Annotated in this window: 14 protein-coding genes; 7 read left to right on the top strand and 7 right to left on the bottom strand. The window is 65.0% G+C overall.

Translation table 11 applies throughout. The features are described 5' to 3' along the window. Positions 1–306: 306 nt before the first annotated feature. The gene (locus KBZ14_RS11755; RefSeq protein ID WP_255118519.1) at positions 307–1,917 is read left to right on the top strand and encodes a thiamine pyrophosphate-binding protein; all 1,611 of its coding nucleotides are present in this window, start codon (positions 307–309) and stop codon (positions 1,915–1,917) included. Positions 1,918–2,106: 189 nt separating this feature from the next. Here the strand turns inward: KBZ14_RS11755 and KBZ14_RS11750 are convergent, their stop codons facing one another. After that, a complete protein-coding gene (locus tag KBZ14_RS11750) occupies positions 2,107–2,370 on the bottom strand; it encodes a hypothetical protein (protein ID WP_255118518.1) in 264 nt (87 codons plus the stop codon). 55 nt (positions 2,371–2,425) lie between these two features. Here KBZ14_RS11750 and KBZ14_RS11745 point away from each other — a divergent pair, with 55 nt between their 5' ends. The 3 genes from KBZ14_RS11745 to KBZ14_RS11735 all read left to right on the top strand — a co-directional run bounded on the left by KBZ14_RS11745 (position 2,426) and on the right by KBZ14_RS11735 (position 6,631). Then, positions 2,426–2,590 carry a hypothetical protein gene (locus KBZ14_RS11745; RefSeq protein WP_255118517.1) on the top strand — a complete coding sequence of 55 codons (165 nt, stop codon included), beginning with the start codon at positions 2,426–2,428 and terminating at the stop codon, positions 2,588–2,590. Between the two features lie 132 nt (positions 2,591–2,722). Continuing rightward, positions 2,723–3,907 (top strand): metallophosphoesterase family protein, encoded by a 1,185-nt coding sequence (locus KBZ14_RS11740; RefSeq protein WP_255118516.1) that lies wholly within the window; start codon positions 2,723–2,725, stop codon positions 3,905–3,907. A gap of 6 nt (positions 3,908–3,913) precedes the next feature. Further along, the gene (locus KBZ14_RS11735; RefSeq protein WP_255118515.1) at positions 3,914–6,631 is read left to right on the top strand and encodes an ATP-binding protein; all 2,718 of its coding nucleotides are present in this window, start codon (positions 3,914–3,916) and stop codon (positions 6,629–6,631) included. A 489-nt stretch (positions 6,632–7,120) separates the two neighbouring features. On the opposite strand, the gene KBZ14_RS15950 is transcribed toward KBZ14_RS11735, so the two are convergent. The 4 genes from KBZ14_RS15950 to KBZ14_RS11720 all read right to left on the bottom strand — a co-directional run bounded on the left by KBZ14_RS15950 (position 7,121) and on the right by KBZ14_RS11720 (position 8,595). Beyond that, on the bottom strand, positions 7,121–7,258 hold the full coding sequence (locus tag KBZ14_RS15950) for a type II toxin-antitoxin system HicA family toxin (protein WP_399211222.1): 138 nt from the start codon (positions 7,256–7,258) through the stop codon (positions 7,121–7,123). Positions 7,259–7,298: 40 nt separating this feature from the next. Then, the gene (locus tag KBZ14_RS11730; protein WP_255118514.1) at positions 7,299–7,505 is read right to left on the bottom strand and encodes a 2-oxoisovalerate dehydrogenase E1 subunit beta; all 207 of its coding nucleotides are present in this window, start codon (positions 7,503–7,505) and stop codon (positions 7,299–7,301) included. A 70-nt stretch (positions 7,506–7,575) separates the two neighbouring features. Further along, positions 7,576–8,418, bottom strand: a complete 843-nt coding sequence (locus KBZ14_RS11725; RefSeq protein WP_255118513.1) for a M48 family metalloprotease — start codon at positions 8,416–8,418, stop codon at positions 7,576–7,578. A 3-nt stretch (positions 8,419–8,421) separates the two neighbouring features. Beyond that, positions 8,422–8,595 (bottom strand): hypothetical protein, encoded by a 174-nt coding sequence (locus KBZ14_RS11720; RefSeq protein ID WP_255118512.1) that lies wholly within the window; start codon positions 8,593–8,595, stop codon positions 8,422–8,424. Positions 8,596–8,734: 139 nt separating this feature from the next. Between KBZ14_RS11720 and KBZ14_RS11715 the strand changes: the two genes are divergently transcribed. Both KBZ14_RS11715 and KBZ14_RS11710 read left to right on the top strand, forming a co-directional pair. Then, complete coding sequence (locus KBZ14_RS11715) at positions 8,735–8,956, top strand: type II toxin-antitoxin system Phd/YefM family antitoxin (protein ID WP_399211212.1); 222 nt, start codon at positions 8,735–8,737, stop codon at positions 8,954–8,956. Beyond that, complete coding sequence (locus KBZ14_RS11710) at positions 8,953–9,345, top strand: type II toxin-antitoxin system VapC family toxin (protein ID WP_255118510.1); 393 nt, start codon at positions 8,953–8,955, stop codon at positions 9,343–9,345. The genes KBZ14_RS11715 and KBZ14_RS11710 overlap by 4 nt, the downstream gene beginning before the upstream one ends. Before the next feature lie 305 nt (positions 9,346–9,650). Here the strand turns inward: KBZ14_RS11710 and KBZ14_RS11705 are convergent, their stop codons facing one another. Further along, positions 9,651–9,797 carry a PIN domain-containing protein gene (locus KBZ14_RS11705; RefSeq protein WP_255118509.1) on the bottom strand — a complete coding sequence of 49 codons (147 nt, stop codon included), beginning with the start codon at positions 9,795–9,797 and terminating at the stop codon, positions 9,651–9,653. 154 nt (positions 9,798–9,951) lie between these two features. Further along, on the bottom strand, positions 9,952–10,866 hold the full coding sequence (locus KBZ14_RS11700) for a hypothetical protein (RefSeq protein WP_255118508.1): 915 nt from the start codon (positions 10,864–10,866) through the stop codon (positions 9,952–9,954). Between the two features lie 98 nt (positions 10,867–10,964). On the opposite strand from KBZ14_RS11700, the gene KBZ14_RS11695 reads away from it, so the two are divergent. Further along, complete coding sequence (locus KBZ14_RS11695; RefSeq protein ID WP_255118507.1) at positions 10,965–13,157, top strand: AAA family ATPase; 2,193 nt, start codon at positions 10,965–10,967, stop codon at positions 13,155–13,157. Positions 13,158–13,170 lie beyond the last annotated feature (13 nt).

The raw sequence follows: 13,170 nt of genomic DNA, 5'->3' as shown, positions 1-13,170 counted from the left end.
ACAGCTCAGCATTCAGAAGCTCCATCAGTCCGCTTGGCAGCATCAAGGCCATGGATCTGCTCCTCAACTACAGCTACAGCTAGCCAGGGCAGGCGGACGCCCGTGCATTTGTCGCAAAGGCTACACACTCATGCATTGAGCATGACAAGCAGTTTCAGCTGGTGCTTGGCAGGACCAAGCAGCCTGCTGGCACGAATGGGGCAACAGCGGGAGTCGGGCTACCCCGATGCGGGTGACGGATCAGGCTTTTTCTTGCTTTTCAGCAGCCTCCTAACTTGAGCTCTGACGTGGGCTTTTCCTGTCTCGATGGCGTACACCGGCGGTGATCTGATTCGCGATTTTCTCAATCTGGAAGAGATTCCCTACGTTTTCGGGAACCCTGGTACTACAGAAACCACCTTTCTTGAGGCGGTGGGGCGCTCCAGGGCTGAATACCGCCTGGCGTTGCATGAATCCACCGCCGTCGGCATTGCGGCCGGCTACGCGATGGTGACGCGCAAGCCCGCTCTGGTGAGCCTGCACACCTATCCAGGTCTGGCAAACGGACTGTTCAATATGCGCAATGCCCTGCTCTCTGGCGTTCCGCTGCTTGTGATCAACGGCCAGCAGGACTCGAGGTTTCTCATCCATAACCCTGTGCTGGGGGCTCCTAACGCCCAGCTGGCGGAAACCGCCACCAAGCACAGCTATGAGGTGACTCAAGCAACGGATCTACCGATAGCCCTGCAGCGCTGTTGGCTTCAGGCCCGGCTGCAGCCGAGAGGGCCGGTCTTCCTTTCGGTTCCGATGAACTTTATGCAGGAACCCATGGCGGAGGTGGGCCTGCGCCGCACCACCGTTCTTGATGATGTGGTGCCAACCGGTCTGGATCAGCTGGCGGATGCTCTGCAGGATCAGAGTGGCGGTCCACTCGCGATTGTGGCTGACTATGCGGTGGGTGCTTCTGACGCGGTGCAGCATCTCAGCCGCCTGGCTTCCCACCTTCGGGCTGACCTCTATTCGGCGCCGTTCCATGTCCAGGGCGTGGTGGATCCCCTGCACCCGAACTACTGCGGCCAGCTGCCGGCCACCACACGCGAGATCCGGAGTGTCTTGAGCCGTTATCGCCGGTTGTTGTTGTTGGGCGAAAAGGTTGACACCTTCACGTTTAATGGTGAGCAGGCCATTCCGGCCGCCCTGAAAATTTTCCAGCTGGCGCCGTCCACCCGTCAGCTGGGTTTCGATTACCCCTGCGATCTGGCGGTGCTTGGCGATTTGGGCGCTTGCCTCAAAGGCTTGGTAAACCTGCTGGGCGCCCCTGATCTCCCGCCATTTCAGCGGGATGAAGCGCAAGTGTTTGCGCAGCTGCAGGCCGACTATCCCGGCCATGGCAACCATGCCAGTGATGCGTTGATCCTGCATGTCTTGCAACAACTCCCCCGCCAGTGTCATCTGGTAACAGAAGGCTCCTCGGAAGATGCTCTGGTGCAGCGCATGGCCATTGCCTTGGGCTTCACCAACGTGCATTTTGCTCCCCGGGGCGGTGGCCTGGGCTGGGCCATGCCCCTTGGTGTGGGACTGGCTCTCGGAACAGGGCAACCATCGGTTTGCTTTGTAGGGGATGGTGGTGCCCAGTTCTCGATCCACGCGATCTGGAGTGCAGCTCGCTACCGCATCCCCACTGTGTTCATCTGCTTTGTGAACCACGAATACCGCATCCTCAAGGACCTGTGGTGCGGTGCCATGAACACAAGCTTCGATCAGACCAGCTTTGTTGGTCTGGACTTCGACGATCCAGCAGTGGATCTCGAATCGATTGCCAGCGGTTACGGAGCACGCACGGCCTGGTTGCCGGATGCCGCCGCGGTAGAAAGGGAGATGAAGGCAGCAATGAACCATGCCGGCCCGTCATTCCTATTCATTGAGCGGGAGTCCTGAGGCGAAGCCTCACGTTCAACACGATCGCAATGACCTGGACGATATGAGGGGAACTGGTCTGCCTAGAAGTTGATGGCTGATGGCGTGCGCACAACCCGCGCGCAAGGGGGCACTTCAACCGCTTCCGCCATTCCGACGGAACCGGCGACCACCGCGGCCCAGAAGCCCCCGACCATCAGCCGTGATCGATCAGGCAGCGTGATGCCGGCTGCTCACCAGCTCCCCGGTGCAGGCCATTGGCAGCAACGCTGACCGGCCCGCCTCGTACCAGGCTTCCACAAGCACAGAGCTGGAGTGGGGATTGAGTGCACCCGCCAGGAGCCAGAGCTCATCGTGCAGCACCTGGGTCTGATGGGGCGTGCCCACGTACCAAGGGGCTTCTGGATCGACCGACAGTTCCTCATGGAGCAGCAGCAGCCCCTCCAGAACGCAGGCAGCGAAGTCTGGTGTCATCCGCAACAGAAGCTTTCACCATCCATGCACAGCGATGGGCACCTGGGCAAGACCTGTGCCATCCCCTGGGCAGATCCATTCCGACGGACTCATCCTCAGTCCACTGCTCCGCGAACACCAAGGGGATCGACCCGGGTTGATCGCCACGGAGCAGCGGAGCCTCAGGATCGCCAATGTGCGCCGCCTTAGCCGCCTCTGCCGCCTGCTCAAGGCCAACTGATCAGCCCGCCTGCAGCCAGGCGAAGCCCGTCATTCGCACAAGTGACAGAGACTCGGCCGAATGCAGGCCATAGGGTCGCTCCAGCGCCGTCAAACCCGCCCGTTCACCCCCGATTCATTCCATCCCCTCCCCATGCTCCGCATCATCCACACCGCCGATTGGCAGATCGGCAAGCCCTACGGCACGGTTGGCAACGAGCAGAAGCGCTTCCGGCTGCAGCAGGAGCGCCTGGCAGCCATTGGCCGCATCCGCGATGTGGTGCGGCTGCAGGACGCCCGGCTGGTGCTTGTGGCCGGCGATCTCTTCGACTCACCAACCCCGGCCACGGACGCCGTTCTGGAGGTGCTCGAACTGATCGGCGAGATGGAGGTGCCGGTGCTGGTGATCCCTGGCAACCACGACTACGGCGCCCCAGGCACGGTGTGGCACCGCGACGACTTCCAGCGGCACCAGCGCCAGCTGGCGCCCAATCTGCAGCTGCTGCTGGAGCGCCAGCCCCTGGTGCTGGAGCAGGCTGTTGTGCTGCCTTGTCCGCTACTGCGCAACCAGGACAGCAGCGATCCCACCCAGTGGTTGCGCGGGTTCGACTGGAGTGGTCTGCCCACCGACCGGCCCCGCATCGTGCTTGCTCACGGCGGAGTCCACGGCTTCGGGGGGCGGGACTACGAGGGCGATGAGGAGGCCCAGGCCGGCGCCAACAACCTGATCGACCTGGCGGCCCTAGCAGCCGAGCAGATCGACTACATCGCCCTGGGGGATTGGCACAACCTCAAACAGGTTTCCGCCCAGGCCTGGTATCCCGGCACGCCTGAACCGGATCGCTTTGACCAGGGTGATGACAACCAGCGCGGCCAGGTGCTTCTGGTGGAGCTGCAACGCGGCAGCACTCCGGAGGTGAAACCCCAGCCCACAGGGCGAATCCGCTGGCACAACCTCAAGGTGCGCTTCAGCGGCGATGGCGATCTCGATCGTTTTGAGCGCCAACTCGAGGAGCTCACCGCCGGCCGGGTCGCCCGCGATCTGCTGCGGCTGGAGGTGAGCGGTAGCCTCAGCCTCGCGGGCCATCGCCGCTACCAGCAGCTGATCAATGACCTGCAGAACCGGCTGCTGCGGCTGCGGATCAAAGGTGAATGCGAACAGGCACCCGAGGCTGCCGAGCTCGAGCAGCTCACCGCCCGCAGTGAAGACCCCTTGATCGCCCAGGTGGCCCAACAGCTGCAGCAGCGCCTGAACCGCGAGAGCGATCCCGATTCCGAGGAGGCGGGCCGGATTCGCACCGCCCTCTGTGAGCTGTTCCGCTTCGCCACCACCCGCTGAACCACCATGCGTCTCCTCAACTGCCAACTCCAGAACGTGCGCCTCCATGGCGAGCTGGAGGTCAACTTTTCGCCCCGGCTCACCCTGATCGGCGGGCCCAATGAATCCGGCAAGAGCACCCTGGTGGAAGCGCTGCACCGGGCCCTGTTCCTGAAGGCCTCGGCGACGGGTGCCCCCGTTGAGGCGCTGCAGTCGCGGCTGCACCTGGGCCAGCCGGTGGTACAGATCGGCTTTGAAGCCAAGGGCGACACCTGGACCCTGCGCAAACGCTTCAGCGGCAGCACTGGACAGGTGACCCTGCAGGCCGAGAGCAGCGGCAAAGCGCTCATGGGACCAGCCGCAGAAGACGGGTTGGCTGAACTGCTGGGCGTCGGCGAAATCGTGGGCAGCAAACAGGCGGGCACGGTGCTGCCCAGCCGCTGGGCCCATCTCTGGGTGCGCCAGGGCCTCTCCGGCGATGACCTGCTCGCAACCGGCAAAAGCCACTACGACTTCGACCAGCTGCGTCTGCAGCTGGAGCGCAGTGGCGGCGCTGCGGTGCAGCAGTCAGCCCTCGACCAGCGGGTGGAGCAGCGCATCGAAGCTGAACTGGCCGAGAACTTCACGAGCCGGGGTACCAAGAAAAACTCGCCCCTCTACGCCCGTGAAGAAGCCCTGAAAACGGCCAACGCCAGAATGGAATTGGCGCTGGCTCGCCTCACGGAATACGCAGACGCCAGCGAGCAGCTCGCGGATCTCTGCGAAGAGTTGGAGCAGCTCCAGGCGCAAGAGCTTCCGGCATTGATCGAGAGCCAGAAGCGCCTGCAGGACGGTGCCCAGGCTGTTGGTCGCCTGGATGCCGCCATCGAGCTGGCCGGTAAGGCCCTGGAGCCCATCCGGTTACGCCATGAGGCTGCGGGACAAGCGCTGCAGCAGCTGGATGATCTCCAGGCGCAGATCGAGCAGCGCCAGAAGACGCTGGCGACCTTGGAAGCCAATGCCGCTGGGGCCCAGAGCCGGGAAGCGGAGCTGGAGGCGGCTGAGCAGCAACGGCGCCAGGGCCTGGATGCCATGACCCGGCAACGCCAAGACCTGGAGCAGCGCCAGCAGTTGCTGCAGCGTTTGGTGGAGCGCACCAGTACGGCCGACTCGCTGACGCGCCAGAGCGCTGAACTGGAGAAGCTGCGGCAGGACACCTCCAAGCGCCAGTCCTTGGAGCAACAGCTGACCGGCTTGCCGGGCATCAGCAAGCCATCGCTGCTGCAGCTGCGCCAGCTGGAACAACAGCTGCGCGACGCCCAGACGCGCCAGGAGGCCATGGCCGCCGGGGTGAAGCTGCTGAGAGCAGACCAGCCCGTTTGCCTCGATGGCCGCCCCTTGCAGGTGGGGGATGAGCAACGGCTCAGCGCGGTGTTCCAACTGCAAGTTGGCGAAGGGGTAGTGCTGGAGATTGCCCCCGGTGGTGGCCAGGCGCTCGACGATCTGGAGCAGACGGTGCAGAGCGCCCGTGAACAGCTGGCCGCCCGTCTGCAGGCACTCCATCTCGCGAGCGTGGGGGCTGCAGAGGAGCTGCTGGAGCAGCGCACCGCGCTGGAACAGCAGCTGGCAGCCCTGGGCGCCGGGCCGGCCGATCTCAGCCAGCTGGAGCGACAGAACGACGCCCTGGGGCAGCGACTCGCTGAGCTGGATGCCGAACTGCAGGACCTGGCGGAGGTCCGTGAGGCGATGGAGCAGGAGCAGCCACTGCCTCAGGTCCTCAGTGCGTTGCAAGCCCTGCAGCAACAGGTGAGTGCCACCAGCAAACACACGCTCGCGGCGGTGGGAACCGCGGAGAACGAGCTGGAGGCCGCCCGTTCAGCCCTCCAGAAGTTCCAGCAACAGCGGCTCAGCGAGGCGAGCCAGATCGAGGTGGTGCGCGCTGAACTGGCCGACCGCAACCAGCGGCTGGAGCCGCTGATCAGCCAGCACGGGGATCGCGACGCGCTAGCCGCCAAGCTCACGGGCCTCAGCGGGGAACGCCAGCAGGCCGAGGCTGAGCTGAACCAGCTGAACGCTGAGCGAGCGGCCCTCGCCAGCCAGGACGCCGAGCGGGAGCAACAGCGACTGCAGGAGCAGATCGAAGCCCTCACCAGGCGCCAAGAAGAGCTGCTCGATCAACGGGGTGCTGCCAAGCAGCGCTGCGACAGCATCAGCAGCCAGGACCCCTTCGCGGCGGTTGAGCAGGCCCGGCTGCAGCTGGAAACAGCCGAGGCTGACCATAGCCAACTGGTGCGCCTCACGCAGGCCCATCAGCTCCTGCAGCAGCTGTTTCAAGAAGCCCAGGCCGATCTCTCCAGCCGCTACAGCGAGCCCCTGGCACGGGCCATTGGCGACTACCTCAAGCCGCTGGTGCCCGATGGCCAGGCCGCCCGCCTCAGCTACGACCAGAGCAAGGGCTTCCAGGGCCTGCAGCTGCGGCGAGGTCAGGAGTTCTACGACTTCGAGGCCCTGAGCGGCGGCATGCGCGAGCAATTGGCAGCAGCCCTGCGGCTGTCCATGGCCGATGTGCTCAAGGAGGCCCACGACGGCTGCCTGCCCCTGGTGTTCGACGACGCTTTCACCAACTCCGACCCCGAGCGCATCGATCTGGTGAAACGCATGCTCAGCACCGCCGTGGATCGCGGCCTGCAGGTGATCTTGCTCACCTGCGATCCCGCGGCCTATGGATCCTTTGCGGAGCAGGTGGTGGAGCTAGGGAGGGCCTAGAGGCTCCGCCTGCGTTACAGCACCCTCCTCCAGTCGCCCCGCCAGAGCTATGGCGCCCAGGAACAATCTCCTCCGGCTTCTGCAGCACCTGAGTCAGGCGGGTACCTCCGAGTGCCAGCAGCAAGCCATGGCGAAATCCTTCAGACCTGCCTCGCCTACAAGCTCGACCACGCCGCCGAGACGATGGGCTTGAGGATCCGCTGACGCTGCTGCATGAACCCACGAACCAGTGGGATCCCAATGCCGTGGCGGTGTTCTGGAAGCAGGGGTGTATCAGCTACATCCCCAAGGACATGGTGGCGGAGTTGGGCCTCACGCCTTGGGCGAATAGCGATGGAGAGATCTCTGAGCAGGTGAGCTCACAGTGGAGCCGGGCGTGGGAATCCACGAGCGATTGGATTGGTGTGACGACCCCCACCTCTCATGGCTCCCTGCCCACCCAATCGACTGAGACCCGTTCTGTTGCGAGGGGTCTTGCACTTGTGTCTGTCAGCCAGGGCGCAGGGTGCCAACTCTCAGCGGCTTGTGAGCAGGAATCGTGAGGTGCGGCTGCTCAGCGCCAGAACTTCGGGTCAACCGCATGTAACTGCCCGTTTGGCGGGTCAGCGCATAGCCATGGCGCCGCAGACGCTCGGCGAAAAGCTGGCCATTGACATCCCGCGGGTCTTCACAGGGCCAGCAGTTCCTGCTTCACATGATGAAGGCGGATCAATGGTGGTGCCTGGCCTGAATCGAAGTGGAAGAGGGCGGCGTCGCGGATCTCCCGATGGAGTTCCTCGCGAGTCTCGGCCTCCATATAGATCGCGACTGCGGCGGCGCTGGCGCGAAAGGAATCGTCCTCTGCTTCCTCCACCATGAAAAGAATGTCTTGCATGGGCCCCCCTCCAATGGAACCAGTCTGGCGGCGGTGCACGACAGGCTGCCCAGTCACTGCAGAAGCCCCCTCAGCGGGGCCGAGGGGTGATGGTGAGCAGATTGTCGGAGCGGCTGTAGCTAGTGCTGATGCGGGTACTGGTCTCCGGGGCAGGAGGCTTCTTCTCCATGGCGTCGTAGTGGGCACGCATGGCCGCTAGGCGGTCTTCGTAGCCAGGATGGGTGGAGTCCGGTTCGGTACTGGAGCCATCACCAACCGAGCGCGCCATGAACTCCAGCTCGTGCTGGCAGATGCGAGCCGGATAACCGGCGCGGGCCAGCATGGTGGCGGCATCACGGTCGGCCTCGAGCTCAAGTTCGCGCGAGCGCTTCATCTCAGCCAGGTTTCTGGCCTGCTCGCTCTGGCCGCGCAGGTTGTGGCTCAGGTGATAACTCTGCTGAAAGATGTGATAACGGCGGATGTGCGCGATCTCATGGGCCACCGTGCAGGCCAGGTAGCCGGTATGGGTGCCGTAGGCGCGAAATGTGGCACGTGGAAGCACAACCGTGCCGCTGGAAGCTGACCAACCCTGGATGTCGCCAAGGGCATAGCCCTGACGCATCAATTCATCCCAGCCATTGCCATAGCGCTGGTAGGGGTTGAGCTGGGCGAACATGTCGCACTGCTCGGGTTTGCAGAGCCCGCGCTGGGCTGCCAGTTGGGCGGTGTAGCTCCCGGAGCCCACCATGAAATGGAGGGGCTGTTTGCCGAGATCATTGCCCTGGCTGAGGCGCCGCAACACCACCTCGAGGGTCCGGACCTCCTCCGGTGGACGACGCGCTGACCACACGGCGGTGGCGATGCCCGCGGAGGCCAGTGCAACGGAGACCACCACGGCCGCGACGGTGCGGGAACGCTGCTGGGGGAGCGGCATCGGTCAGGGCTCCAGCAGATCGAGCAGCCGACCGGCTTCATCCACCAGGCGGTGCCGTTTGCCGGTACTGCGGGCACGAGCCTGGGCGGTGCGGAAGGCATCGGCCTGGTTGTGCTTCTCCTGGAAGCGCTGCCAATGGCCAAATTGGTCTTGCCACTGGATCACGATGCGGGTCATGGCTTGTCGATGGGCAACGGCATACAGCATCAGCTCGGATGAGCCAGGCCGAGCAGTTCCTCCTGCGAACCACGGGGCGGGGCGACGCCATGGTGAGACTAGACTAAGACCTAGTTCAGGGCGATCCACGATGGAGCCGGTGAACATCCACCAGGCCAAGACCCACCTCTCCCAGTTGCTGCATGTGGTGGAGCAAGGAGAGGAAGTGGTGATTGCTCGGGCCGGCGTGCCGATTGCACGGCTGGTGGGCTGGCAGGCTCAAGCCCGGCCTGTGGCAGCGCCCGGGGCGATGCGCGGCCAGATCCAGCTCGGTGCTGACTTCGATGCACCGCTGGATGGCCTATTCGAGGCGCTGCGGTGACGCGGCTGCTGCTCGACACCCACTTGGTTCTGTGGTGGCTGAATGACGATCCACGGCTTCCGCAGCCTGTGGTGGAGCGCGTGCAGGCTCCGGAGGCAGAGGTGTTCGTCAGCCAGGCCTCGCTATGGGAGATGGCGATCAAGGTGTCGATCGGCCGCCTGCACGTGGATCTGCCCGAGTTGGAGCGCCAGGTGCCGCTGCAGGGCTTTCACTGGTTGCCGATTCGCAGCGCCCATCTGCTGGCGGTGGCGGAGCTGGAGGCCGATGGCAACCATCGCGATCCCTTTGATCGGCTACTGGTGTGCCAAAGCAGGACGGAGCCCATGCTGCTGTTGACAGCGGACCGCCAGTTGCGGGCCTACGGCACCACCGTGAACGTGATCGGCTAGCGAGCGCCCCGCCCTGACGGGAGACGCCTGATGACCGATCTGGAGCACCATCCGGAGGGTGCTGGATCTGGACACTGCGGAGAGCTGATTGTTCTGCAGATCAAACCGACGGGGAAGTGCAAGAACAATGGAGGTCATTCGACGCAAAACGCCCCGTGGCTGATCAGCCTGCCTACGGCGGTCTTCAAGCGGCGGTGTCCTTGGACAAGGAGCGCGACCTGGCCCTCCTCGCCGGACGGTTGCTGCTGGCGTTACTCGAGCTTGCGGTGCCGGTGAAACCTGCCTTGGCCCGCTTCTCGTGCGAATCACCAGCCCGGGTCCAGTTCAGGCAAGGCCCGCAGCTTGGCGTCAGCGGTGATCAGCGCTGCCCCCAGCTGCAGGGCTGGGGACGAGAGCCGTTCGGGCTCGTGGGCCCAGAACAGCAGGATGTGGGTGTCACAGATGGTCGGCATCGCCACTCCAGGCGGCATGAACCATGTCTGGCATCACAGGGTGGCTGTGCTGAGGTGAGGTGAGCAGAACCCATGCCAAGCAAGGCTGGGTGTGGGCCAAGTCCGCGGGGCCTTGCTGCCTTCCGCCGTCAATTTGCAGCCCCTGAGGCACCCATTAGCGCGGACATCTGTACGGTTCTTGCATTGATTGCGTCTTGGCGATCTGAACCCGCAGCAGTCGCAGGCACTGCCGGGCCACCTTGGTGTTCACCGCCCCTTGCGGCATCAGCAACCACAGCTGCTCGATCAGGGGTGGCTGCTCCACCAAGGGCACCAGGCCATGGGCCTTGATCCAGTCGTTCCCCAGCACATCGGTGCAGATCGGCATCGCCAGCGTCCGATCTCGTGCCCGCTTGATCCAGGCGGTGGGTTCCTGGCAGGCCGCCGGTTGCTGCTCCACCGCAAAGCCATGCCACTCCACGGCTTGCCGCAACAGCGGTGTTGCTCCCTTACGCGGCAGCAACACCCGCCGTGTCGATGGCGTGGTGGCCACCAGCTGCAAGGCCAGCTGGCCCAGGGGGAGCGCTGCCAGGCCATCCCACTGCGGTGCCTGGCCGGAGAGGAGCAGCTTCTCCAAACAGAAGGAGCTCACGATGGCCCCATCGAGCAGGCCATGGCGCACCAGCTCCGCCCAGTGCTCCGCGCTGCGGAACCGTGGTGGCACCCGCTGCACACCCGCCATTCCCAGCAGCAGGCCTTGGTGGAGCACATCCGTACCGATGCGCAGAAGTCCCTCCATCAACCGGTGCTCCCGGTAGGCCAGGCGCAGGTAGTGCAGGCAGGCGTTGTGCCCGTGGCGGCATACCTGTGAACCCTGCCGAGGCTCCAGCTTGAACTGATGCTGCATCAACTGCAGGCTGCGGCACACCGTGCTCTGGTGCATGGCCAGGGCGATGCCCGCCTTGGTCTGGGAACCGGCCAGCTCGAGCAAATCGAGGATGTGCAGGTCTTCCAGCGGAGAGGGTGGGGCGTAGGTGCCTTTCGCCTTTTTGGGTGCGGACCGGGCGGCACTGCTGCAGGAGTGGACCACAAGCGGCATGAACGTTGCTGAATGCAGCGTCACCACCACAGTGCCGACGCGAGCTCTTTTTGGTGCGAAAGAGTAGAAGCATTCACCGCTCTGCCGCCATGGCACCCCTGCGCTGCCACCTGCTGATCGGCCAGCCCGCCAGCGGCAAAACCACCCTGGCCAAGGCGCTGGCGCCCCTACTCACTGGCCCGGGTGAGCCGCCGGCGCAGGTGCTCTCCACCGATGTGATTCGGGCGGAGGTCTTCGGGGATGCGGCGGTGCAGGGCCCATGGGTGGACATCCAGCAACGGCTGCATCAGCGCATCCAAGCAGCGGTGGCCGCTGGCATCCCGGTGATCGTGGATGCCACCCATGCCCGCCGCGCCTGGCGCCTGGCGATCACCCAGGCCCTGCCCATGCCGGCAGACGTTGAGTGGATCGGCTGGTGGCTCTACACAGACCTGCCCACCTCGCTGGAGTGGAACAGCCGCAGGGAGCGGGCCGTGCCAGTGCCGGTGATCCAGGAGATGGCCGCCGCCCTGGCCGATCCCCACTTCGGGCCGTGTCGTGCCGAGGGCTTTGCCGCCATCTGTGCCGTGGTGCCCACCCACCACAACGACCTGGCGGAGGTGCTGCAGGCCGAGCTGGCCGCGCTGGATCGGCGCATTCGTTCGGCCACCAACCGCGAGCGCAAGCTGCAACGCCACGGCTACTCACGCCTACTGGATCTCGAGCGGTTGCTCTACCTGATCCGGCTGCTGAGCACCTGGCCCGATCTAGCCGCCAGTGATCCCGCCAGTGCCGAGCACCTGGAGGCGATCCTCTCGCCGATCCCCGAGGGTGACCTTACCGATCGGGCCGCTGCCTTCCTGGGCCGCCTGCACGGGGAGTGTTTTGCTGATACCGGCGCGATCCGCGCGGATCTGGCCTGGCTGGAGGCCAACGGCTTCTGCGGTGCAATCTCCAGCACGGCACCGATTCAGCTGGCGCCACTGGCTGTAGGCGAGCGCACTGGCTTGGCGACGGGCGCCGTTCACGGAGGCCTACCGCCCATGGGGGATGGGCCGGTGTTTCTGCGGGTGATGACCCTGCTGCGCCACCTGCTGCAGGTCCCCTTCGATCAGCCTGCGGAGCGCGGCGCCAACCTCCACCAACACCTGATTGCCGCCACCGAGGCCATCCCCGGCGCCTACCTGAGCGGCGAAACGGCAACGCTGCGCAAAGACCTGGAAAAGATCCTCACCCCCTATGGGTTCCGCAACCGCAACGACAACGTTCGCCACGGCTACTGCCTCGGCACCGCGGTGCTTTCGCCACCGCGCCTGCGGGAGCTCCACAACGTGGTGCGCCAGACCGCCGGCCGCCTGGCCGACCCCTCGGCGCAGGACCTGCTGGCCGAGCTGGATGAACGGCTGGGCTGGGCGGGGATCAGCGCTGATGGCCTGCCGCCCGTGCGCAGCTACGCCCGTCATGCCGTGGTGGATACGGCCCTGGTGCGGCGCGATTCCCTGGCTGCACCAAGGCGGGCAGAAGCGATCGAGGCGGCGATCGTGGAACACCGGCGCGTGCTGCTGCAGCGCTATCCAGGCGTGGGCAGCTTTGCTGACAGCCCCGCTGGCGAGCTGCGGGTGTGGCCACTGCAGCTGATCTTCCACAACGTGGGCTGGTACCTCATGTTTGAGGAGGACCAGGTGGGCCACCCGCAGGGGTTGATCCGCAGCGAGCGGCTCGATCGCCTGGCCATGGCCCGTGGTGAAGGCGATCTGCGCCGCAGCCCCGAGCAGCACGCCGCTGCCATCAACCGGCTGGAGCGCTTGCTGCATCACAGCGGTGGCATCTACTTCGGCAGCGACCTGGAGCAACAGCTGGCGGTGGCCAGCGCCTCAGCCCAGCGCCGCAACCAGGTGCTGGTGACCCTGCGGTTCTGTTGTGCCCCCTGGGCGTTCGCTTTCATCCGCGAGGGCCTGCAGCGCTACCCGATCGAGCACACCCGCTTCTCCAGGCCCCTGCCCGGCGACAGCTGGTGGCACCACCCCAAGGCGCCTCACGTGCTGGAACCAGGAGCGACTGACACCAGCCATCCCTACCCGGTGGAGCTCGACCTGCCGCCCTGGACCGTGGCTGCCGACATCGACCTACGCAGCTGGCTGTTTGCCTTTGGCGGTGGGATGCGCATCGAAAGCCCGGATGCGCTCAGGCAGGAGCTGGTGCAGCGCTGCCGGAAGGCGATTGAGGCCAATGGCGAGCAGAACTTGCAGCAGACCCCAGAGCCTGTGGAACGGTTTTTCCCCCGTCGGTTACGCCGAGACTGAGGACAACCGGCGC

It is taken from the genome of Synechococcus sp. HJ21-Hayes, assembly GCF_024345835.1.
Taxonomy (GTDB): Bacteria; Cyanobacteriota; Cyanobacteriia; order PCC-6307; family Cyanobiaceae; genus Vulcanococcus.
This window is presented reverse-complemented; position numbering and strand designations above follow the sequence as displayed.